Source organism: Klebsiella sp. CN_Kp113 (assembly GCF_040064585.1).
Taxonomy (GTDB): Bacteria; Pseudomonadota; Gammaproteobacteria; order Enterobacterales; family Enterobacteriaceae; genus Klebsiella; species Klebsiella michiganensis.
This window is the reverse complement of the sequence record NZ_JBEAID010000040.1, coordinates 32,228-53,599: the sequence shown is the minus strand read 5'-3', so window position 1 is coordinate 53,599 and position 21,372 is coordinate 32,228. Positions and strand designations below refer to the sequence as shown.

21 protein-coding genes are annotated in these 21,372 nt (G+C 57.5%); 11 read left to right on the top strand and 10 right to left on the bottom strand.

The features are described from left to right. Positions 1-58 precede the first annotated feature (58 nt). The 5 genes from cysE to ABLV30_RS24340 form a co-directional block, all read right to left on the bottom strand. Positions 59-880, bottom strand: a complete 822-nt coding sequence (cysE, locus tag ABLV30_RS24360; RefSeq protein WP_004106845.1) for a serine O-acetyltransferase — start codon at positions 878-880, stop codon at positions 59-61. Between the two features lie 80 nt (positions 881-960). Further along, positions 961-1,977, bottom strand: a complete 1,017-nt coding sequence (gene gpsA, locus ABLV30_RS24355) for an NAD(P)H-dependent glycerol-3-phosphate dehydrogenase (RefSeq protein ID WP_004855462.1) — start codon at positions 1,975-1,977, stop codon at positions 961-963. Continuing rightward, positions 1,977-2,444 carry a protein-export chaperone SecB gene (gene secB, locus ABLV30_RS24350; RefSeq protein WP_004106849.1) on the bottom strand — a complete coding sequence of 156 codons (468 nt, stop codon included), beginning with the start codon at positions 2,442-2,444 and terminating at the stop codon, positions 1,977-1,979. The genes gpsA and secB overlap by 1 nt, the downstream gene beginning before the upstream one ends. Positions 2,445-2,503: 59 nt before the next feature. After that, positions 2,504-2,755: a glutaredoxin 3 gene (gene grxC, locus ABLV30_RS24345; RefSeq protein ID WP_004106850.1), complete on the bottom strand. Its 252-nt coding sequence runs from the start codon at positions 2,753-2,755 to the stop codon at positions 2,504-2,506. 111 nt (positions 2,756-2,866) lie between these two features. Beyond that, complete coding sequence (locus tag ABLV30_RS24340; RefSeq protein WP_004126582.1) at positions 2,867-3,298, bottom strand: rhodanese-like domain-containing protein; 432 nt, start codon at positions 3,296-3,298, stop codon at positions 2,867-2,869. 245 nt (positions 3,299-3,543) lie between these two features. On the opposite strand from ABLV30_RS24340, the gene gpmM reads away from it, so the two are divergent. Genes gpmM through ABLV30_RS24325 form a run of 3 tightly spaced genes read left to right on the top strand, consistent with a single transcriptional unit; the run spans position 3,544 to position 7,308 of the window. Further along, positions 3,544-5,088: a 2,3-bisphosphoglycerate-independent phosphoglycerate mutase gene (gene gpmM / locus ABLV30_RS24335; RefSeq protein ID WP_014227235.1), complete on the top strand. Its 1,545-nt coding sequence runs from the start codon at positions 3,544-3,546 to the stop codon at positions 5,086-5,088. Between the two features lie 9 nt (positions 5,089-5,097). Beyond that, entirely contained in the window at positions 5,098-6,369 is a 1,272-nt protein-coding gene (gene envC, locus ABLV30_RS24330; protein WP_025107808.1) for a murein hydrolase activator EnvC, read from the top strand. A 3-nt stretch (positions 6,370-6,372) separates the two neighbouring features. Further along, entirely contained in the window at positions 6,373-7,308 is a 936-nt protein-coding gene (locus ABLV30_RS24325; protein ID WP_048262728.1) for a divergent polysaccharide deacetylase family protein, read from the top strand. On the opposite strand, the gene ABLV30_RS24320 is transcribed toward ABLV30_RS24325, so the two are convergent. From ABLV30_RS24320 to kbl, 3 genes are all read right to left on the bottom strand, one after another. After that, a complete protein-coding gene (locus tag ABLV30_RS24320; protein ID WP_048262731.1) occupies positions 7,305-8,102 on the bottom strand; it encodes a glycosyltransferase family 2 protein in 798 nt (265 codons plus the stop codon). The two genes, ABLV30_RS24325 and ABLV30_RS24320, sit on opposite strands and share 4 nt — an antisense overlap. Before the next feature lie 161 nt (positions 8,103-8,263). Beyond that, positions 8,264-9,289: an L-threonine 3-dehydrogenase gene (gene tdh / locus ABLV30_RS24315; RefSeq protein WP_004855475.1), complete on the bottom strand. Its 1,026-nt coding sequence runs from the start codon at positions 9,287-9,289 to the stop codon at positions 8,264-8,266. 9 nt (positions 9,290-9,298) lie between these two features. Further along, a complete protein-coding gene (kbl, locus tag ABLV30_RS24310; RefSeq protein ID WP_014227238.1) occupies positions 9,299-10,492 on the bottom strand; it encodes a glycine C-acetyltransferase in 1,194 nt (397 codons plus the stop codon). A 214-nt stretch (positions 10,493-10,706) separates the two neighbouring features. On the opposite strand from kbl, the gene rfaD reads away from it, so the two are divergent. The 5 genes from rfaD to ABLV30_RS24285 all read left to right on the top strand — a co-directional run bounded on the left by rfaD (position 10,707) and on the right by ABLV30_RS24285 (position 15,852). Beyond that, entirely contained in the window at positions 10,707-11,651 is a 945-nt protein-coding gene (gene rfaD, locus ABLV30_RS24305; RefSeq protein WP_014227239.1) for an ADP-glyceromanno-heptose 6-epimerase, read from the top strand. 115 nt (positions 11,652-11,766) lie between these two features. Continuing rightward, on the top strand, positions 11,767-12,825 hold the full coding sequence (gene rfaF, locus ABLV30_RS24300) for an ADP-heptose--LPS heptosyltransferase RfaF (RefSeq protein WP_014227240.1): 1,059 nt from the start codon (positions 11,767-11,769) through the stop codon (positions 12,823-12,825). A gap of 3 nt (positions 12,826-12,828) precedes the next feature. Next, positions 12,829-13,800: a lipopolysaccharide heptosyltransferase RfaC gene (gene rfaC / locus ABLV30_RS24295; RefSeq protein ID WP_025107811.1), complete on the top strand. Its 972-nt coding sequence runs from the start codon at positions 12,829-12,831 to the stop codon at positions 13,798-13,800. Next, on the top strand, positions 13,800-14,708 hold the full coding sequence (locus ABLV30_RS24290) for a hypothetical protein (RefSeq protein ID WP_057174147.1): 909 nt from the start codon (positions 13,800-13,802) through the stop codon (positions 14,706-14,708). Before rfaC ends, ABLV30_RS24290 begins: the two co-directional genes overlap by 1 nt. Further along, a complete protein-coding gene (locus ABLV30_RS24285; protein ID WP_014839788.1) occupies positions 14,686-15,852 on the top strand; it encodes an O-antigen ligase family protein in 1,167 nt (388 codons plus the stop codon). The genes ABLV30_RS24290 and ABLV30_RS24285 overlap by 23 nt, the downstream gene beginning before the upstream one ends. A 26-nt stretch (positions 15,853-15,878) precedes the next feature. Here the strand turns inward: ABLV30_RS24285 and ABLV30_RS24280 are convergent, their stop codons facing one another. After that, positions 15,879-16,961: a glycosyltransferase family 9 protein gene (locus ABLV30_RS24280; RefSeq protein WP_348865685.1), complete on the bottom strand. Its 1,083-nt coding sequence runs from the start codon at positions 16,959-16,961 to the stop codon at positions 15,879-15,881. A gap of 21 nt (positions 16,962-16,982) precedes the next feature. Then, on the bottom strand, positions 16,983-17,945 hold the full coding sequence (locus tag ABLV30_RS24275) for a polysaccharide deacetylase family protein (RefSeq protein ID WP_004855488.1): 963 nt from the start codon (positions 17,943-17,945) through the stop codon (positions 16,983-16,985). 111 nt (positions 17,946-18,056) lie between these two features. Between ABLV30_RS24275 and rfaQ the strand changes: the two genes are divergently transcribed. Genes rfaQ through ABLV30_RS24260 form a run of 3 tightly spaced genes read left to right on the top strand, consistent with a single transcriptional unit; the run spans position 18,057 to position 21,354 of the window. After that, complete coding sequence (rfaQ, locus tag ABLV30_RS24270) at positions 18,057-19,133, top strand: putative lipopolysaccharide heptosyltransferase III (protein WP_265801288.1); 1,077 nt, start codon at positions 18,057-18,059, stop codon at positions 19,131-19,133. Next, positions 19,130-20,257, top strand: a complete 1,128-nt coding sequence (locus tag ABLV30_RS24265; RefSeq protein ID WP_032718809.1) for a glycosyltransferase family 4 protein — start codon at positions 19,130-19,132, stop codon at positions 20,255-20,257. Before rfaQ ends, ABLV30_RS24265 begins: the two co-directional genes overlap by 4 nt. Positions 20,258-20,259: 2 nt before the next feature. After that, entirely contained in the window at positions 20,260-21,354 is a 1,095-nt protein-coding gene (locus tag ABLV30_RS24260; protein WP_048262739.1) for a glycosyltransferase, read from the top strand. The last annotated feature ends 18 nt before the right edge of the window (positions 21,355-21,372 follow it).

Here is a 21,372-nt window from a genome sequence, read left to right as displayed (position 1 = left end):
CTGACGGAGTAATCATACAAGCCCGGACAGATGCGCAGCATCGCCTCCGGGAAATCAATCAAATACCGTCGCCGTACTCGAAGGTATGGTGTATGCCGTTAAAGTGCTGATCCATATCCATCGCGGGCTTATCGCTCTCCGGCTTGCCCACAATGCGGGCGGGAACGCCTGCGGCGGTAGTATGCGGCGGCACCGGCTGTAGCACCACCGAACCCGCGCCGATTTTTGCCCCGCGTCCGACTTCGATATTGCCGAGGATTTTCGCCCCGGCGCCAATCATCACCCCTTCGCGAATTTTCGGATGACGATCGCCGCTGGTTTTACCGGTACCGCCCAGGGTCACGGATTGCAGAATCGATACGTCGTCTTCAATCACCGCCGTTTCGCCGACGACGATGCCGGTGGCGTGGTCCAGCATGATCCCGCGACCAATCTTCGCCGCCGGGTGGATATCCACCTGGAACGATACGGAAACCTGATTTTGCAGGAAGATCGCCAGCGCCCGACGCCCCTGATTCCACAGCCAGTGGCCGATACGATAGGCCTGCAGCGCGTGGAATCCTTTCAGATAGAGCAGCGGGGTGGAGTATTTATCCACCGCCGGGTCGCGCGTTCGCACCGCCTGAATATCGCAGGCGGCGGAGGCGATCATTTCCGGGTCGGCGGCGTAGGCCTCTTCCACCACTTCACGAATCGCGATGGCGGGCATGATCGGAGAAGCCAGTTTATTCGCCAGCATATAGCTCAGGGCGCTGCCGAGATTTTCGTGCTTGAGTAGCGTGGCGTGGTAAAAACTGGCGAGCATTGGCTCACAGTCAGCTAAAGCCCGAGCTTCGGCTTTAATATTATTCCAGACGATATCCAGTTCTTCACACGGCATTGCTGACTCCAGACGATATAATAATGACCGGCCAGTTCTTTGCTGGCCGGGTCATTCAGGTGATCCAGGTTCCATCGCAGTTAGTTGCTACGCTCGTCCTTGCGTGCACGACCTAATAAGGTCAATGCTGCCTCGCGCGCAATTTTTCCGCAATACAATACCTGATAAATTTCCTCGGTTATTGGCATTTCGACGCCTAAACGCTGCGCCAGAACGCGAACCTCTTTGGTATTGCGATAGCCTTCAACCACCTGGCCAATCTTCTCCTGCGCGCTTTGCACATCCATGCCCTGACCGAGCATCATGCCGAAGCGGCGGTTACGCGACTGGTTATCGGTGCAGGTGAGCACCAGATCGCCTAAGCCCGCCATTCCCATAAAGGTCTCCGGATCGGCGCCCAGGGCCTCCCCGAGGCGCGACATCTCAACCAGCCCGCGGGTAATCAGCGCGGTACGCGCGTTGGCGCCAAAGCCGATGCCGTCAGACATGCCGGCGCCGATAGCGATGACGTTTTTCACCGCCCCGCCGAGCTGTACGCCGATAAAGTCCGGGTTGATATAGACGCGGAAGCTCTTGCCGCAGTGCAGCAGGCTTTGCAAATCGTCAGCGAACTGCGGATCCGTCGACGCCAGCGAGATCGCCGTCGGCAGGCCTGCCGCCAGCTCTTTCGCGAAGGTCGGGCCGGAAATCACCGCCAGGGGGATCGCGTCGCCCAGCGCTTCACGGGCCACGTCCTGCAGCAGGCGCCCGGTTTCCGCTTCCAGACCTTTCGTCGCCCATACCAGGCGAGCGTCGGGGCGCATCAGCGGTTTAATCTGCCGCAGCACCTGGCCGAAAACGTGGCTCGGCACGACGACGAGGATATCGCGGCTGGCCGCCAGCGCGGTCGCCAGATCGCTTTCCAGATGCAGCGTGTCGGGGAAAGGAACGTCAGGAAGAAATGCGGCGTTGCAGCGGTCGTGCTGCAGCGTCGCAATATGTTTCGGGTCATGGCCCCACAGCACAACGTGGTGGCCATTTCTTGCCAGGGTGATGGCAAGAGCGGTGCCGTAAGAGCCGGCACCGATCACAGTCATTGCAGCGTTAAGCGCGTTCATCAGGCATCCTGATGTTGTTCAGCACCTTCGCCAGCCTGCTGCTGCAGATAGTTCATAAACAGCGCATCGAAGTTCACTGGCGCAAGGTTCAGTTGCGGGAAGGTGCCGCGGGAAACCAGGCTGGTGATGCACTCACGCGCGTACGGGAACAGAATGTTCGGGCAGTATGCGCCGAGGCAGTGCGCCATCTGGGTGCCGTCGATGCCTTCGATGGAGAAAATACCGCCCTGCTGTACTTCGCACAGGAATGCGGTTTCTTCGCCCAGAGAGGCGGTTACGGTCACGCGCAGCACCACTTCATACACGCCTTCAGCCAGCTGGCTGGAAGCGGTATCCAGATCAAGTTTAACTTCCGGCTGCCAATCTTTCTGGAAAACTTGCGGCGCGTTCGGCGCTTCAAAAGAAATATCTTTGGTGTAGATGCGCTGAATCTGGAAAGTCATTTCGGTGCTGTTTTGTTCTGACATAGTAAAACCCTTTCGTGTTGTCCTTAAGTACGCCCGTCCAATGGGGATGAGCGCAAAAATTAGCGCAGGAGGGGATCGAGTCCACCACGTGAATCAAGCGCGTACAAGTCGTCACAGCCGCCAATGTGCTGCGCATCAATAAAAATCTGCGGAACCGTCGTTCGACCGCTGCGCTGAATCATCTCTTCACGCTTCGCAGCATCGCCATCGATAGGCAACTCGTTGAACGTCACGCCCTTGCTGTTCAGCAGCGCTTTTGCACGTACGCAGAACGGGCAGGTCGCTTTGGTATAGATATCAATATTGGCCATGACTTCACTCCTGTTTTTACCCCCGAGAGTTTTACGCCGCAGGCGTTGTTTTCCCGCTGACGAATAGCCGCCGCAGGGAAAACCGCGCTACGCCATAAAGACGCGGGTAAATTATTTACCGCGTACCAGCGGAAGGTTCTCGCCGCTCCAGCCAGCGATGCCTTCTTTCAGTACGAAGACCTTTTCAAAACCGGCTTTGTTCAGCGCGCTGGCGGGTTCTTGCGCCTGCATACCTGAGCCGTCTACCACTATAATGGGTTGTGCTTTGTGCTTTTCCAACTCGCCGACGTTATTTGCTTTGATATCGCTCGGCAGCAGGTTAATAGAACCCGCAATGTGGCCTTTACGGAAATCGTCACGCTGACGCAGATCGACAACCACGGCATCTTCTTTGTTGATCAGGCGCGTCGCTTCACCGCGGGTGATGACTTTAACTTTCGACATCAGCCCTTTAAAGGTGGTGAACAGCACCGCCACCAGCAGCGCGACCCACGCGATGCTCAGGACGGGGTGACGGCTGATGAATTGCATAATTTCTTGCATGGGGGGTTACAACTCCCGACTAAGTGATAAAAAAACCAGGGAAGGAGTATACCTGTGCATTGCGGCAAATACAGCCAGTGAGCGCGATGTAATGTATTTTCTGCGGCCCGTCACGAAAAAAAACCGCTCTCGCCGCGGCAATGCGCTCTGGCCGCCCTCTTTCTTTGATCTTTTACGGTGATTTGATCGATTCAGCTGTAGTAAAATTACGCAAATTTTCTGTCTTTGAGCATGAGGTTGTCGCAATGTCGGTTTCTAAAAAACCTATGGTACTGGTCATTCTGGATGGCTATGGCTATCGTGAAGACCAGCAGGATAACGCTATTTACAGCGCCAAAACCCCTGTTATGGACGCACTGTGGGCGAAACGTCCGCATACCCTGATTGATGCTTCAGGCCTGGAAGTCGGTCTGCCGGATCGTCAAATGGGCAACTCCGAAGTGGGCCACGTCAACCTCGGCGCGGGCCGTATCGTGTATCAGGATCTCACCCGCCTGGACGTTGAAATCAAAGAACGTACCTTCTTCGCCAACCCGGTACTGACCGGCGCGGTCGATAAAGCCGTTGCCGCAGGCAAAGCCGTGCATATCATGGGCCTGATGTCTCCGGGCGGCGTCCACAGCCACGAAGACCACATCATGGCGATGGTTGAGCTGGCAGCCGAACGCGGCGCGGATAAAATCTATCTGCACGCCTTCCTCGACGGCCGCGATACTCCGCCGCGCAGCGCTGAAAAGACGCTGGCGAAATTCGAAGACAAATTTGCCGCGCTGGGCAAAGGCCGCGTTGCCTCGATCGTTGGCCGCTACTACGCCATGGACCGCGACAACCGTTGGGACCGCGTTGAGCAGGCTTACGATCTGATGACCCTGGCAAAAGGCGAGTTCCAGGCCGATACCGCCGTTGCGGGCCTGCAGGCCGCTTATGCGCGCGATGAAAACGATGAGTTCGTGAAAGCGACCGTTATTCGCGCTGAAGGCCAGGCCGATGCGGCGATGGAAGACGGCGATGCGCTGATTTTCATGAACTTCCGCGCCGACCGCGCGCGCGAAATTACCCGCGCCTTCGTTAACGCCGATTTCGACGGCTTCGCCCGTAAGAAAGTGGTAAACCTCGATTTCGTCATGCTAACCGAATACGCCGCGGACATTAAAGTCGCCTGCGCTTATCCGCCGGCATCTCTGGTGAACACCTTCGGCGAATGGATGGCGAAGAACGACAAAACCCAGCTGCGCATCTCCGAAACTGAAAAATACGCTCACGTGACCTTCTTCTTCAACGGCGGCGTTGAAGAGCCGTTCAAAGGCGAAGAGCGCATTCTGATCAATTCACCGAAGGTCGCCACCTACGATCTGCAGCCGGAAATGAGCTCCGCTGAGCTGACCGAAAAACTGGTTGCCGCCATCAAGGGCGGTCAGTTCGACACCATCATCTGTAACTACCCGAATGGCGATATGGTTGGCCACACCGGCGTAATGGAAGCCGCCGTTAAAGCGGTCGAAGCGCTGGATGACTGCATCGACCAGGTGAGCAAAGCCGTTGAATCCGTTGGCGGACAGCTGCTGATCACCGCAGACCACGGCAACGCCGAGCAGATGCGCGATCCGGCCACCGGCCAGGCGCACACCGCGCACACCAACCTGCCGGTTCCGCTGATTTACGTTGGCGATAAAAACGTCAAAGCGGTCAACGGCGGCAAACTTTCCGACATCGCGCCGACCATGCTGACGCTGATGGGAATGGAAATCCCGCAAGAGATGACTGGCAAGCCGCTGTTCATCGTGGAATAATCCTTCCCCATGAGGGGAAAGGCGACGTATTCAACTACATGGATCGCAACGGCAGTTCGATCCGTCTTTTACGCCAGCGCGCTTAGCGCTGGCGTATTGCTGTGCGCCGCATCTGCTCACGCCGACGATCGCGACCAGCTTAAATCCATTCAGGCCGATATCGCCGCTAAACAGCGGGCGATTAAGCAACAGCAGCAGCAGCGCGCTTCCCTGGTCGCCCAGCTAAAAGCGCAGGAGGAGGCCATCTCCGCCGCCGCGCGCAAGCTGCGCGAAACCCAGGAAACGCTGAACCAGCTGAATAAGCAGATCGACGAAATGAACGCCGCGCTGGCCAAGCTGGAGCGTCAGCGCGCCTCGCAGGAGCGTAACCTTTCCGCGCAGCTCGACGCCGCGTTTCGTCAGGGGCCGCATACCGGCATCCAGATGATCCTCAGCGGCGAAGAGGGGCAGCGTAATCAGCGCCTGCAGGCCTACTTTGGCTATCTGAACCAGGCGCGCCAGGAAACCATCGCCCAGCTGAAGAAAACCCGCGAAGACGTGGCGGTGCAAAAATCGATGCTGGAAGAGAAACAGAGCCAGCAGCAAACCCTGGTGTACGAACAGCGCGCCCAGCAGAGCAAGCTGGAGCAGGCGCGCAACGAACGTAAAAAGACCCTCGCCAGCCTGGAATCCTCCATTCAGCAAGGCCAGCAGCAGCTCAGCGAGATGCGGGCTAACGAATCACGCCTGCGCGGCCGTATCGCCCAGGCGGCGGCGGCGGCCAAAGCGCGGGCGGATCGCGAAGCCCGCGAAGCGCAGGATGTGCGCGATCGCCAGCAGGAAGCCTCGCGTAAAGGCACCACCTACAAACCTACCGAAAGCGAACGCTCGCTGATGTCCCGCACCGGCGGACTTGGCTCACCGCGCGGCCAGGCATTCTGGCCGGTTCGCGGCTCAATTCTCCATCGCTATGGCGAACAGCTGCAAGGTGAACTACGTTGGAAGGGGATGGTTATCGCTGCGTCTGAAGGCACCGAGGTCAAAGCCGTTGCCGATGGTCGGGTTATTCTCGCCGACTGGCTGCAGGGCTATGGTCTGGTGGTGGTCGTTGAACACGGCAAAGGCGACATGAGTCTTTACGGCTATAACCAAAGCGCGCTGGTCAGCGTCGGCACTCAGGTCCGGGCGGGCCAGCCGATCGCTCTCGTAGGCAGCAGCGGCGGTCAGGGCCGTCCGTCGCTCTATTTCGAAATTCGCCGCCAGGGTCAGGCGGTCAATCCACAGCCGTGGTTGGGAAGATAAGTTTTGCTTCAATTTCGCAGAATTGCACTCGCGGTAACCGGTACGCTGGTTATGGCGTCGCCGGTATTTGCCGGCAAACTCTCCATTGTTATCGACGACTTTGGCTATCGTCCACAAACGGAAAACCAGGTGCTGGCGCTGCCAGCGACGATCTCCGTTGCCGTCCTTCCTAATGCGCCCCACGCCCGAGAAATGGCGACCAAAGCGCATAATCTCGGCCACGAGGTGCTCATCCACCTGCCAATGGCGCCGCTCAGCAAACAGCCGCTGGAAAAAGACACCCTCCGCCCGGATATGAACAGCAGCGAGATAGAGCGCATTATCCGTGAAGCCTACGGTAAGGTTCCGTACGCCGTGGGGCTGAATAACCATATGGGCAGCGCCATGACGTCGAATCTCTTCGGCATGCAGAAGGTGATGCAGGCGCTCGAGCGCTACAATCTCTACTTCCTCGATAGCGTCACCATCGGCAATACCCAGGCCATGCGCGCGGCGCAGGGCACCGGCGTAAAGGTGATTAAGCGTAAGGTTTTCCTCGACGATACCCAAAACGAAGCGGATATCCGCTATCAGTTCAACCGCGCTATCGCTTTGGCGCGGCGCAACGGTTCCGCCATTGCTATCGGCCACCCGCACCCGACGACGGTGCGCGTGCTGCAGCAGATGGTGTATAACCTGCCGCCGGATATCACTCTGGTTCGCCCGAGCAGCCTGCTCAACGAGCCGCAGGTGGATACCTCAACGCCGAACACCGCGCCGCCGTCCGTTCAGCCGTCGCGCAATCCGTTCCGCGGCGTGAAACAGTGCAAATCTAAGCGTCCGCCGGAGCCGGTCAACGCCAGCCGCTTCTTTACCATTCTGAGCGAAAGCATCACTCAGAGCACGCTGGTGCAGTATTACCAGCTGAAGTGGCAGGGCTGGGATAAGCCTACCAACTAAATCGTCCGGGAGTCCGTGTGCTTATCCGCCGCGGATTCCGGCTTGTCCTGATGGGCATACCAGGCTTTAAAGTATTTAAGAAAGCTGTAAAAGGTCGCGTAAAGCCCGGTGACCACGCCAACCTTGCCCTTTCGCCACGCTCCGCTGAACAGATACCACTTAAAGAAAGCGCCAATCGCGCTGATCGCTCCGCGCGCAAGAGACGGCCTGATTTTCTGGTGTTTAACCAGCCGCGTGGTGTAGCTATTGAGCTTACTAAACACTTCATGCAGGGAGTAGAAGGTATCGTGGCGCACGAATCCCGGTAGCCGGGCAGAGTGCGTAAAGCCAACCACCTGATCGTCTACCGGCCGATCGTTGAACCTAGCGACGGAGCGGTTAAACAAGCGAACCGGGAAATCCGGCGATGATACCGGATAAATGGTGCGCACCTCTTCACCCAGCACGAACCAGTAGCGCGGCAGACGCCATGCGCAGGCGGGGTCCGGCTCATCGCCGGCCTTGAGCGCCAGAATTGCCGCCACCACCTCGTCGTCAAGGATCTCATCGCTGTCCACACACAGCACCCAGTCGTGGCGGGCCAGAGAGGTCGCATAATTCATCTGCGTACCGTGAGCGGTATAAGGATGATGGTGAACGGAGAGACCGAACTGTTGGCAAATCTGCAGCGTAGCATCCGTACTGCCTGAATCGATGACGATAAATTCATCAGCCACCCTGAGCAGCGGCGGTAATACCTCCCGTAATAAGCGAGATGAATTACAGGTCAATAAGCATACAGAAAGTTTAAGCATAATCTTTATAGGGTTAAACCATGGTTAAACTGACTGTATAAACGAATAGGCGAGAAAGCGATTTAGAAAAAGTGCGGAGTGGATTAAGTATCACAAAATTGTAGGATAACTCTCAAAAAAGCGCCCGTGGGCGCTTTTTTACCATCCTGACCGGGGCGGAATTAATCCCAGCTGAGAATGACTTTGCCAGACTGGCCGGAGCGCATCGCGTCAAAGCCCTGCTGGAAATCATCAATGCCAAAGCGGTGGGTGATGATCGGCGACAGATCGAGCCCGGACTGGATGAGCGCGGCCATCTTGTACCAGGTTTCGAACATTTCGCGACCATAAATCCCTTTGATAAACAGCCCCTTGAAAATCACCTTGGTCCAGTCGATAGACATATCCGATGGCGGAATACCCAGCATGGCAATACGCCCGCCGTGGTTCATGGTATCGAGCATGGTGCGAAACGCCGGCGGCGCGCCGGACATCTCCAGACCCACGTCGAAACCCTCGGTCATGCCCAGCTCGGCCATCACATCGTTAAGGTTCTCTTTCGCCACGTTCACCGCCCGGGTGACGCCCATTTTGCGCGCCAGCTCCAGGCGATATTCGTTAACATCGGTAATCACGACGTTGCGCGCGCCAACGTGTTTCGCCACCGCGGCGGCCATCACGCCAATCGGGCCGGCGCCGGAAACCAGCACATCTTCACCGACGAGGTCGAATGAAAGCGCGGTATGCACGGCGTTGCCAAACGGATCGAAAATCGACGCCAGATCGTCAGAGATATTGTCGGGGATTTTAAAGGCGTTAAACGCCGGGATCACCAGATATTCGGCAAAACAGCCCGGACGGTTGACGCCGACGCCCGTCGTATTGCGGCACAGATGCGTACGCCCGGCGCGGCAGTTACGGCAGTGGCCGCAGGTGATATGCCCTTCGCCGGAAACGCGGTCGCCCAGCTTAAAGCCGCGAACTTCCTGACCGATACCCACCACTTCGCCGACGTATTCATGCCCCACCACCATCGGAACCGGAATGGTCTTTTGCGACCACTCGTCCCAGTTGTAGATATGCACGTCGGTACCGCAAATCGCGGTCTTGCGAATTTTAATCAGCAGATCGTTGTGGCCGACTTCCGGTTCCGGTACGTCGGTCATCCAGATGCCTTCTTCCGCCTTCAGTTTGGATAACGCTTTCATCTCACACCCTCAGGCAATGACGCCCAGTTGTTTACCGATGCGGGTAAAGGCTTCCACCGCACGTTCAATTTGTTCAGGGGTATGCGCCGCAGACATCTGGGTACGGATACGCGCCTGGCCTTTTGGTACCACCGGGTAGAAGAATCCGGTGACGTAAATACCTTCTTTTTGCAGCTCGCGCGCGAACTGCTGCGCCACGGTGGCTTCACCGAGCATCACCGGGATAATGGCGTGATCGGCGCCCGCAAGGGTAAACCCTGCCGCGGTCATTTTTTCACGGAACAGGCGCGCGTTAGCCCACAGACGATCGCGCAGCTCGCTGCCCGCTTCCACCATCTCCAGCACTTTGATGGAGGCGGCGACAATCGCCGGCGCCAGCGAGTTGGAGAACAGATACGGACGCGAGCGCTGGCGCAGCCACTCGACGACTTCTTTACGCGCGGCGGTATAGCCGCCGGACGCGCCGCCCAGCGCTTTACCCAGCGTACCGGTGATAATGTCGACGCGGCCCATCACGTCGCAGTACTCATGGGAGCCGCGGCCGTTTTCACCCACAAAACCCACGGCGTGCGAATCATCGACCATCACCAGCGCGTCGTACTTATCCGCCAGATCGCAGACGCCCTTCAGGTTGGCGATCACCCCGTCCATGGAGAACACGCCGTCGGTGGCGATCAGTACATGGCGCGCGCCGGCTTCACGCGCCTCTTTCAGACGGGCTTCCAGCTCCTGCATATCGTTGTTGGCATAGCGGAAGCGCTTCGCTTTACACAGGCGCACGCCGTCGATGATCGACGCGTGGTTCAGAGCATCGGAGATAATCGCGTCCTCTGCGCCGAGCAGGGTTTCAAACAGGCCGCCGTTGGCGTCGAAGCAGGAGGAGTACAGAATCGCATCTTCCATACCGAGAAAATCGGCCAGCTTCTTCTCAAGCGCTTTGTGGCTGTCCTGGGTACCGCAGATAAAGCGCACGGAGGCCATGCCGAAGCCGTGGCTGTCCATCCCGCTTTTCGCGGCGGCAATCAGTTCCGGGTGGTTCGCGAGGCCGAGATAGTTATTGGCGCAGAAGTTAATGACCTGGCTGCCGCCGACGGTGATATCCGCCTGCTGCGCCGAAGTGATGATCCGTTCTTCTTTAAACAACCCTTCCGCACGCGCGGTATCCAGGTCATTGGTTAACTGTTTGTAGAAATCCCCACGCATTGCAACTCTCCAGATTCGGCAAAATTTGGCACATATTACCTAAAGCTATACGCTGATACGAGATGATGCATTACTGCATGAATTATTTGCAGCATAAATCACGAGTCCCTCTCTACCTTATCGGCGAATGGCTGAAGCCTTTCCGATGTAGTGATATGATAGGAGTATTCATGTCCGGATTGTCTCTGGACTACCAACTTCAAAGGTTACAGTTATGATCATCGTTACCGGCGGCGCAGGCTTTATCGGCAGCAATATCGTTAAGGCGCTGAATGACCAGGGTATTACCGACATTCTGGTCGTAGATAATCTGAAAGACGGGACCAAATTCATCAATCTGGTGGATTTGAACATTGCCGACTACATGGATAAAGAAGACTTTCTGATCCAGATTATGGCGGGCGAAGAGTTCGGCGATATCGACGCTATTTTCCATGAAGGCGCCTGCTCTTCCACCACGGAGTGGGACGGCAAGTACATGATGGATAACAACTATCAGTATTCCAAAGAGGTACTGCACTACTGTCTGGAGCGTGAAATCCCGTTCCTGTACGCCTCTTCCGCAGCGACCTACGGCGGCCGCACCAGCGACTTTATTGAATCCCGCGAATACGAGCAGCCGCTCAACGTTTACGGCTACTCCAAGTTTCTGTTTGATGAATACGTCCGTCAGATCCTGCCGGAAGCGAACTCGCAGATTGTCGGCTTCCGCTATTTCAACGTCTACGGGCCGCGCGAAGGTCATAAAGGCAGCATGGCCAGCGTCGCTTTCCATCTGAACACCCAGCTGAATAATGGCGAAAGTCCGAAACTGTTCGAAGGCAGCGACGGCTTCAAGCGCGACTTCGTCTACGTCGGCGACGTCGCGGCGGTGAACCTGTGGTTCTGGGAAAACGGCGTTTCCGGCATCTTCAACCTCGGCACCGGGCGCGCGGAGTCTTTCCAGGCCGTTGCAGACGCAACGCTGGCTTATCACCAGAAAGGCAGCATCGAGTACATTCCGTTCCCGGATAAACTCAAAGGCCGCTATCAGGCGTTTACTCAGGCGGATCTGACTAACCTGCGCGCAGCGGGCTACGATAAACCGTTTAAGACCGTTGCCGAAGGCGTAACGGAATATATGGCCTGGCTCAATCGCGACAATCATGCGAATTCATAAAATCATTCGAGCGGTATCAAGGCGGCAACTCAGTGATTCTCCGGGAGCTGACTAAAGTCAGTGACCGGAGGGAACGCAGGCAGCCAACGCAGAGACAGCTTGAAGGATGGAATGAATGAAAATATTGGTGGTTGGCCCGTCATGGGTGGGCGACATGATGATGTCGCAAAGTCTTTACCGTACGCTCAGGGCGCGCTATCCCCAGGCGATAATCGACGTGATGGCGCCCGCATGGTGCCGTCCGCTGCTATCGCGCATGCCGGAAGTCAACGAAGCGATCCCGATGCCGCTCGGCCACGGCGCGCTGGAAATCGGTGAACGGCGTAAGCTTGGGCACAGCCTGCGCGAACGTCGCTACGATCGCGCTTTCGTGCTGCCCAACTCGTTTAAATCGGCCCTCGTGCCGTTCTTTGCGGGAATACCGCATCGCACAGGCTGGCTCGGCGAAATGCGCTACGGCCTGCTGAACGACGCCCGTAAGCTGGATAAAGACGCCTGGCCGCTGATGGTCGAACGCTACGTCGGTCTGGCCTACGACAAAGGCGTGATGCGCTGCGCGAAAGATCTGCCGCAGCCGCTGCTCTGGCCGCAGCTGCAGGTGCATGAAGGCGAAAAATCGCAGGCCTGCAGCGCGTTTAATCTCTCAGCCGAGCGCCCGATTATCGGCTTCTGCCCCGGCGCAGAGTTCGGCCCGGCAAAACGCTGGCCGCACTATCACTACGCCGAGCTGGCGAAACAGCTGATCGACGAAGGCTTTCAGATCGTACTGTTTGGCTCCGCGAAAGACCACGAAGCGGGCAATGAAATCCTCGCCGCGCTCACGACCGAACAGCAGGCATGGTGCCGCAATCTGGCCGGCGAAACCCAGCTTGAGCAGGCCGTTATTCTGATCGCCGCCTGTAAAGCGGTGGTCAGCAACGATTCCGGCCTGATGCACGTCGCCGCGGCACTGGACCGTCCGCTGGTGGCGCTCTACGGGCCCAGCAGCCCGGACTTCACTCCACCGCTGTCGCACAAAGCGCGCGTGATCCGCCTGATCAGCGGCTACCACAAAGTGCGTAAAGGCGACGCCGCCGAAGGCTATCATCAGAGTTTGATCGACATTACGCCGCAGCGCGTACTGGAAGAATTAAACGACCTGCTGCTGGAAAAAACGGAACAAGAGGAAGCCTGACGGATGCGGGTACTGATCGTAAAAACCTCGTCCATGGGCGACGTGCTGCACACGCTGCCCGCGCTGAGCGACGCCGCGCTGGCCTTTCCCGGCATTCGTTTCGACTGGGTGGTTGAAGAAGGCTTCGCGCAGATCCCTTCCTGGCATGAGAGCGTCGACCGGGTCATCCCGGTGGCGATTCGCCGCTGGCGTAAGGCGTGGTTTTCCGCGCCGATCAAAGCCGAGCGCAAGGCGTTCCGCGAGGCCGTGCGCGCGGAAAAGTACGACGCTATCATCGATGCCCAGGGGCTGGTGAAGAGCGCCGCGCTGGTCACCCGACTGGCCCGCGGCGTGAAGCACGGTATGGACTGGCAGACCGCCCGCGAGCCGCTGGCGAGCCTGTTTTACAACCGTCGTCACCATATCGCTAAACAGCAGCACGCCGTTGAGCGCACCCGCGAGCTGTTCGCGAAAAGCCTCGGCTACGCGAAGCCGGAAACCCAGGGCGACTACGCGATCGCCCGCCATTTTTTGCGTCAGGCTGACCCGTCCGCTGCGCCGTATCTGGTGTTCCTCCACGCCACAACGCGCGATGATAAACACTGGCCGGAAGAGAACTGGCGGGCGCTTATCGCCCTGCTTGCCGACAGCGGCGTACGCATCAAACTGCCGTGGGGCGCCCCCCATGAAGAGGCGCGGGCCGGACGCCTGGCGGAAGGGCACGATTTTGTCGACGTCCTGCCGCGCATGAGCCTGGAGCAGGTAGCCCAGGTGCTGGCCGGCGCGCGCGGGGTCGTTTCCGTCGACACGGGGCTGAGCCATCTCACCGCCGCGCTCGATAAACCGAACTTCACGCTGTACGGCCCGACCGATCCGGGGCTGATTGGCGGCTACGGTAAAAATCAGCACGTGGTGCGCCCGGAAAGCGGCAGCAGCACGGGCGATATTCCCGCGTCCCGGGTTCGGCAACTGTTGAAATCTCAGGAACTGGCTTAATGGGTTCATTATTTAAGCAGATCTATCGCTACACGCATCGACGCGCCTTTCGCCATAACGAAAATCTCTGGCCGTTTACCCATATCACGCGCGCGGCGAGCGGCGAAATCCGCACCCTGAAATACAAAGGGAAAGCGGTTCCGCTGGTCAATCTCAGCGAACTGAAGGATAGCGCTCAGGGCGAGGTGCTGCTGACCGCCACCGGCCCCTCTACGCGCCGCATCGATTTTACGCTGCTGCCGAAAAGTATTCCGGTGATGGGGGTGAACGGCGCCTGGCATCTCTCTGATAAAATTAAATTTTCGCTCTATACCATCGTGGATATGGAGTTTTACGATAAAAAACCGGACGTGATCCGTTCGGTGATTAGCCAACCCGATCTCGTGCTCTTCACCACCATGCACGGTATCGCCAAAATCCTCGACCGCCACGGCGCAGAGCTTCGCTGTCGTTTGGCATTAATTGAAGACGCCTGTTATAAAATTTATCAGCCTAAAGTCGCCAAAAACGCGATACAGCAGGCCTGGCGCGGCGTCCCCGCGCTACGCTTTCATCCGCAAAGGCAGGATATTTGCTTTAGCACCGACATTCGTCACGGCATTTTCGATGCCGGAACCGTGGTCTACTGGGCACTGCAAATTCTGATGTGGCTGGGATTTAAAACCATTCTGATAAGCGGGCTGGATATGAGTAATTTCAACCAGCCGCGATTCTACGAAACGGAACAGGATAAACTCCCCTCCTGGCTGGCAAATAAGGTGGATGACCTGGTCATGCCGTCCTTTTCGCACGCTGCCAACGTGCTGCAACAAAACCATATTCGGGTCGTCAACTTCTCGTTAGAAAGCGCGGTTCCGGAAACGATTTTCGAAAAGGTTTCTTTTGATGAGTACTTTAAAAATAAGTAATTACGCCAGACAGGGCTACACCGTTTTCTTCACTTTGTTTCTGTTTTTTAGCGCTATTTTCTGCGTATCAACCCGGACAAATAACCTCCTTCATTTATCTATTTTGCTCTTTTTGCTTTCACTGCTTAACAAAGACAACCGTCAGGCAATAGCGGAAAGCATCCGCCAGCGGTGGCCGGTTTATAGCCTGCTGGTGGTATTCTGCGTGTACTATGCGCTGAGCAATATTTGGGGGCAGACGCCGCAGCATATCGATTCCCCTCTGACCCATGGCACCTATTTAATTTTCTATCTTCTGCTGCTGACAACGCTACTTGGCCATCCCCGGACCCGACATCTGGCGCTGCTGAGCGTCGTGGCCGGGATCACGGTGCTCTCCGTCTGGACGATGGCGATCGACTTCACGCTGGTCCTCAAGGAACGCCTGGTTTCGCCGGAGAATCCCGGCCCGACCAACGTGATCGACCTGGCGGGCTATTGCGGTATCGGCATCCTTATTTGCGCGATGCTGCTGAAGGAGAAAGGCAGCCACCTGCTGTATGTGCCGATGGCCATCATGCTGGTGATGCTGTTTCTGACCCAAAGCCGCGGCCCGATTATCGCGCTGCTGGTGGCGTTTGTTTGCACCCTGCACCTGCACGTCTTTACCCGCCGCAACCTTCTGATTGTCGCCGCGTTAGCGTTGGTTCTGGGCGCGCTTTTCTTCTTTACGCCAACGGGAGACCTGCTGCTGGCGCGCTTTGAAGAGCTGGGCACCCAAAGCGGATTGCGCTTGAGTATCTGGCACCATACGCTCCAGGAAGTGGCCAGCCAGCCGTGGCTGGGTCGGGGCTTTGACTACGAGCTGAACTTTACCAACTACAGCGGCGAGCATATCACTACCACCCACAGCGTCTATCTTGGTGCTCTGTTGAAAGGCGGCATAATCGGCCTGGCGCTGCTGCTGGCGGTGATTGCCGGAGGGTTATGGCAGGCATGGCGTAAACAGCAGGATGGCCGCTACGGGCTGGCGATTTTTATCTATGCGCTGATTTTTATGGCCTCGCAGGGCATGTTTATCATCAGCAACCCTCGCGAAAGCTGGCCGCTGTTTTGGCTGCCGCTGGGCATCGCGCTGAGCGGCAGCCTGAAGGCGAAACGCTAAGAGAAGGGCCCGCAGCGGGCCCTTTTTTATGCCTGCTGGCGAGCGGCGATCAGGGCATCCACCTGCGCTTTGATGACCGGCCAGACCGCGTCAATGGTCATGTCGGCGACGTTAGTCTCTTCGCAGACAATTTGTCTGGCCTTGTCATAACCCGGCGCCCAAATGGTATAGCCCGGCAAACCGGTATCTTTGAGTTTACGTTTGTTGTAAACCGCCACCATGGGCTTGTCGAACGCGCGAGCAATATGCACGATGGCGGTATCCGCCGTAATCACCAGATCGCAGTGGCGAACAATCTCAACCGCTGAATTAATATTGCTATCTGGCAGATGCAGCGCCGTTTCCAGATTAAGCTGACGAATTTTCTCGCTATGCCCGACCATCACGACGCTGATTTTATAAGGGAGCGTATATAAGCGTTCAATCAGAGCAGAAACCTGATGACGGCAAAAGTCTTTATCCGTTGAGGCGGTAAACGGGTTTATGGCAATACAGAGCTGACTCCCCTTGTGCTGATCCAGCAGTGTTTTGACTCTTTCCCGCTCAAAAGCATCGCCGGGCAGATGATAGTGGTAATGAGGGTGTTCTATACCAAATAGCCTGGCGACGGCTTTATAGCGCGCGGAAATATGGCTGCTGCTGTCCAGAAAAGGGATGGAGTGATCGTAAAGCTTATATTCTTGTTTATTAAAACCGATAACGCAGCCAGGGCGTAAATCAGCCAGCAGTTTAAAACGCTCGTAGGTTTTCACGTCATCAAAATCAACGACCGCGTCAAATCCTGCCGCACGCAGTGCGTTTAACGGCATCCGCGGCTGATATAAATAAACCTGCTCAAGAAAATCCGCACCGGCAAGCATCTGCTTACAGACCGGCCCGGTAAGCACCGAAACCTTATAACCCCGGTCAGCTAAAAGCTTTGCGCAGCCGGTCGTTACGACCATATCCCCAACTTTGTCATCCAGGCGCAATAATAAAACATGCTGAATCTTCGCGGAATTAAAGGGCTGGCGTGCGCTTTTATTTCTGTAACGATAGTTAATTAAATTAAACTTAATTTCGCGGAAGAAGGCATTTTTCTTCCGCGTAAACTGCTTCACGATACGCATACGGTACCTGGTTGTGATCTTTTATCGCTGTGTGAGTTTCTGTTGGTAGTACTCCGCCAACGTCATTCCCTTCACCTGCGGCGCCAGCCAGCTGAAAAAAGCGTCCAGATCGGCATATAAGCGCTCGATATCCTGCTCGTTTTTAAACGTTGGGCTGCCGCCGGGCATGTACTCTGAAGAGTGGAGCATATATTCGACGTAGTCATTACCCTGAGTCAACGTTTGTTCGACCACTTTTTTCATCGTCTCAACGTTGCCGCCCATCGGACGCAGCCAGTGTACCGACGGCGAGCGTACTTTGCCGCGCAGGCGATCGTAGCCCTGCTTCAGGCTATTCATCCACGCGGAATGCTTGTACTGAATGCTCATCGGCACTTCCAGCAGCGATGATTGCCCTTCACGACGGATATCATTCTCGTCAAGAAAATAGGCGTGCTGCGGGAAATGACGGTAATCGGTACCACCGTCGCCCTGCGGCGCGCCTTTCGCCGTCTTCCAGTTCACCCTCGGGGTAACCGAGCAATCCACCAGATAGCCATACTCCACCAGCAGACGCGCGTAGCGCTCGTCAAACGCCCAGCGCCCGGCGCGATGGCTGACCATTTTGGTCTGAAAGGTGTCCTCCAGCAGGCGGGTCATATAGTCGACTTTTGCCCGCATCGCCGCATCGCTGTACTCGATCAAATACGGTTTATGTCGCCAGTCGTCATCGGTGAGCGGATCGGTCGGCGGGCTGTTCCACGCGTGGAGATGCATACCGATTTCCGCGGTTCCCCGGGCGATCGCATCTTTGGCAAATTCGATATAAACCGGGTCGATGGCCATTTCATAGTTGGTCAACCAGACCGGTTTAAAACCATACTTTTCGCAAAGCTGCTGAAAACGCGGTAGATAGCGCGCATTCTCGGTGGTGATGCTGTCATGTTTTTGCCAGAGGTTATCACCCTCTGTATCAATCGTGATGAGAAATGCGGGTTTGTGCACGAAAACGTCCTCAGGCCATACGTATCGGGTCATGGTAGAGCAAGACAAGGCTTCTCTCAATCTATCTGATCCCCTAGAATCGGAGCCCTGCCCCTGAATGAAGAATAGAGAATGACGCCTGAAACCCGCACTTCCGGCCGCGTGAACCCGGCGCGAATCCTGGTTATTAAGCTTCGCCATCATGGCGATATGTTATTGATAACGCCGCTTATTCACGCGCTTAAGCAGCAATATCCCGCCGCCTGCGTGGATGTGCTGCTTTATGAAGAAACCCGGGATATGCTCGCAGCGAATACGGATATCCGCCACATTTACGGCATTGACCGGCGCTGGAAAAAACAGGGCGCCGGCCATCAGCTGAAGATGGAGTGGCGGCTGATTCGCATGCTCCGCCAGCAGCGCTACGATATGGTGCTCAATCTTGCCGATCAGTGGCCCAGCGCGATCATCACCAAACTGACCGGGGCGGCCATCCGTATCGGCTTTGACTTTCCGAAGCGTCGCCACCCGGCCTGGCGTTTTTGCCATACCGCCCTCGCCTCAACCGAGCGGCATAACCAGCTGCATACCGTGCAGCAGAATCTGTCGATTCTGGCGCCGCTTGGGCTGGATATTGCTGACGCGCCGGCGACGATGGGCTACAGCGAGCAGGACTGGCGCGCCAGCCGCGCGCTGCTGCCGGCAGGATTTCAGGATAACTATATCGTCATTCAGCCAACCTCCCGCTGGTTCTTTAAGTGCTGGCGCGAAGGGCGGATGAGCGCCCTGATAAACGCGCTTTCTGAAGCAGGCTACCCGGTCGTGCTGACCTCCGGCCCTGACGCCAGAGAGAAGCAGATGATCGACACCATTATGGCGGGCTGCCCCAATGCTCGCCTGCACTCCCTCGCCGGGCTGCTCACCCTGCGCCAGCTGGCGTCCGTCATCGACCATGCCCGCCTGTTTATCGGCGTCGACTCCGTGCCGATGCATATGGCCGCCGCGCTCGGTACGCCGCTGGTGGCGCTATTCGGCCCCTCCAAGCTCACCTTCTGGCGTCCATGGCAGGCGCAGGGCGAGGTGATTTGGGCGGGTGATTTCGGATCGATTCCCGATCCTGACGACATTGATACCAACACCAACGAACGCTTTCTCGATTTAATCCCCACCGACGCGGTTATCGCGGCGGCGAAAAAGGTACTGGCATGAGTAAATTCAGGCTGGCTCTGGTACGCCAGAAGTATCGCCCGGACGGCGGCGCGGAGCGGTTTGTCTCCCGCGCGCTGGAAGCCCTCGACGACAGCGATCTTGAACTGAACGTCATCACCCGCGAATGGCAGGGGCCGGTGAAGCCCGAGTGGAACATCCACATCTGCAATCCGCGCAAATGGGGGCGGATCAGCCGCGAGCGAGGATTTGCCGACGCCGCCCGCCAGCTGTGGCAGCGCGAAGCCTTCGATCTGGTGCAAAGCCACGAGCGTATCCCCGGCTGCGACCTGTACCGCGCCGGAGACGGCGTGCACCGCCGCTGGCTGCAGCAGCGCTCGCGCATTTTGCCCGGCTGGAAAAGCCGCCTGCTGTTTGCCGACCGCTACCATCGCTATGTGATGCAGGCCGAGCGCGACATGTACCAGGACGCGCACCTGCGCGGCGTTATCTGCAACGCGGAGATGATTAAGCGCGAGATTATTGAAGACTTCGGCCTGCCGGCGGAAAAAATCCACGTTATCTATAACGCTATCGATAACCAGCGTTTTCTGCCGCCGACGGAAGAAGCCTTTGTCGCGCTGCGCGCCAAATGGAATCTGCCGCGCCAGGCGACCTGCCTGATCTACGTCGGCTCCGGCTTTGAGCGCAAGGGGCTGGATGCGGCGATCCGCGCCATCGCGCCGACCAACCGCTACCTGCTGGTGGTGGGCAAAGATAAAGAGCAGGGCCGCTATCAGCAGCTGGCGAAAACGCTGAACTGCGAGGAGCGGGTGCGCTTCTTCGGCATGCAGTCGGAAACCCTGCCGTTCTATCAGATGGCCGACGGCCTGCTGCTGCCGACGCTGTACGATCCGTTTCCCAACGTCATTCTCGAAGCGATGGCCTGCGGCCTGCCGGTGATTACGACTACCGGCTGCGGCGGCGCGGAGTTTATTGTTCAGGGCAGCAATGGCTACGTTTGCGATGCGCTGGATATCCCGGCCCTGCAGGAGTCGGTTAGCGCCCTGCCCGCCCGGGCGTTAGGCTCTGCGCAAGGCGAACGCGCCCGCGAGCGCATCATGACCTGCACCAGCGAACGCCTCTCGGCGCAGCTGCTCTCCCTCTATCAGGATTTGGTGAAATAACGATGCGCATACTGTTTGTTATCGACGGCCTGCCCGGCGGCGGCGCGGAAAAAGTCGTGCTGACGCTGGCAGCGCATTTTCTTAGCCAGGGTGAACAGGTATCGCTTTTTTCCCTGCGCGACGTCTGCGATTATCCGCTGCCGGAAGGGCTGGATTATCAGGTCATCGCCGATCGCTGCCGCAAGCCGTGGCGCAAGCTGACGGAGCTGTCCCGGCGCGCGCGCCAGCTTGATGCGGCAATCGAGAAAGCAGAACAGCAGGGCCGTTTCGATCTGGTGCTCTCGAATCTGCATAAAACCGACCGCATTGTCTCCCGCAGCCGCCTGCTGAACGGGCGCAACGTCTGGTTTTGCCTGCACGGCGTGTTCTCCGCGTCCTATCTCGGACACCGCAGCGGTTTTGACCGCTGGCTGAAACAGCAGAAAATCGGGCGCGTTTACCGGGGACGCAACGTCGTCGCCGTCTCCGATGCGGTAGGTCAAGACCTGGTCGAGCAGTTCGCCATTCGCCCGGCCCAGTTGAAAACCATCTATAACCCGTTTGATATCCCCGCTCTGCGCGCCGCGGCCGAAGAACCCAGCCAGCGCCCCGACGGCGACTATATTATCCACGTGGGCCGCTTTCATCCCGGTAAACGCCACGACCGCCTGATTGAGGCGTATGCGCAAAGCGGTATCGATGCGCCGCTGGTGCTGCTGGGGCAGGGAAAACCGGAACAAGAGCAGCGCCTGCGCCAGCTGGCGCAGCAGCTACAGGTTGCCGATCGCGTCCTGTTTAAGGGCTTCCAGAAAAACCCGCTGCCGTGGATTAAAGGGGCGCGGATGCTGGTCCTCAGCTCCGATAGCGAAGGCTTTGGCAACGTGGTGGTTGAGGCGCTGCTGCTGGATACGCCGGTCGCCAGCACCCGCTGCCCGGGCGGCGTGACCGAGATCCTCACCGGCGAGCTGTCGCGTGGCCTGGCGGATCTCAACAGCCCGGCGCTGGCTCAGACGATGCAAAGCATTTACCATAGCCCGCCGGCCATCGACGCAGCGGCGCTGGAGAAGTTCAGCGTGGCATCGATTTGTCAGCAGTATCGTCAGCTGCGCAGCGCCTGACGCCGTTATTCAACCAGG

Coding starts and splice junctions, on each gene's coding strand:
- ABLV30_RS24260 (WP_048262739.1), top strand. CDS start 20,260: ATGCGCATACTGTTTGTTATCGACGGCCTGCCCGGCGGCGGCGCGGAA.
- gpmM (WP_014227235.1), top strand. CDS start 3,544: ATGTCGGTTTCTAAAAAACCTATGGTACTGGTCATTCTGGATGGCTAT.
- tdh (WP_004855475.1), bottom strand. CDS start 9,289: ATGAAAGCGTTATCCAAACTGAAGGCGGAAGAAGGCATCTGGATGACC.
- ABLV30_RS24265 (WP_032718809.1), top strand. CDS start 19,130: ATGAGTAAATTCAGGCTGGCTCTGGTACGCCAGAAGTATCGCCCGGAC.
- ABLV30_RS24280 (WP_348865685.1), bottom strand. CDS start 16,961: ATGCGTATCGTGAAGCAGTTTACGCGGAAGAAAAATGCCTTCTTCCGC.
- secB (WP_004106849.1), bottom strand. CDS start 2,444: ATGTCAGAACAAAACAGCACCGAAATGACTTTCCAGATTCAGCGCATC.
- cysE (WP_004106845.1), bottom strand. CDS start 880: ATGCCGTGTGAAGAACTGGATATCGTCTGGAATAATATTAAAGCCGAA.
- gpsA (WP_004855462.1), bottom strand. CDS start 1,977: ATGAACGCGCTTAACGCTGCAATGACTGTGATCGGTGCCGGCTCTTAC.
- ABLV30_RS24320 (WP_048262731.1), bottom strand. CDS start 8,102: ATGCTTAAACTTTCTGTATGCTTATTGACCTGTAATTCATCTCGCTTA.
- kbl (WP_014227238.1), bottom strand. CDS start 10,492: ATGCGTGGGGATTTCTACAAACAGTTAACCAATGACCTGGATACCGCG.
- ABLV30_RS24340 (WP_004126582.1), bottom strand. CDS start 3,298: ATGCAAGAAATTATGCAATTCATCAGCCGTCACCCCGTCCTGAGCATC.
- ABLV30_RS24285 (WP_014839788.1), top strand. CDS start 14,686: ATGAGTACTTTAAAAATAAGTAATTACGCCAGACAGGGCTACACCGTT.
- envC (WP_025107808.1), top strand. CDS start 5,098: ATGAGGGGAAAGGCGACGTATTCAACTACATGGATCGCAACGGCAGTT.
- grxC (WP_004106850.1), bottom strand. CDS start 2,755: ATGGCCAATATTGATATCTATACCAAAGCGACCTGCCCGTTCTGCGTA.
- ABLV30_RS24290 (WP_057174147.1), top strand. CDS start 13,800: ATGGGTTCATTATTTAAGCAGATCTATCGCTACACGCATCGACGCGCC.
- rfaC (WP_025107811.1), top strand. CDS start 12,829: ATGCGGGTACTGATCGTAAAAACCTCGTCCATGGGCGACGTGCTGCAC.
- rfaF (WP_014227240.1), top strand. CDS start 11,767: ATGAAAATATTGGTGGTTGGCCCGTCATGGGTGGGCGACATGATGATG.
- rfaD (WP_014227239.1), top strand. CDS start 10,707: ATGATCATCGTTACCGGCGGCGCAGGCTTTATCGGCAGCAATATCGTT.
- rfaQ (WP_265801288.1), top strand. CDS start 18,057: ATGACGCCTGAAACCCGCACTTCCGGCCGCGTGAACCCGGCGCGAATC.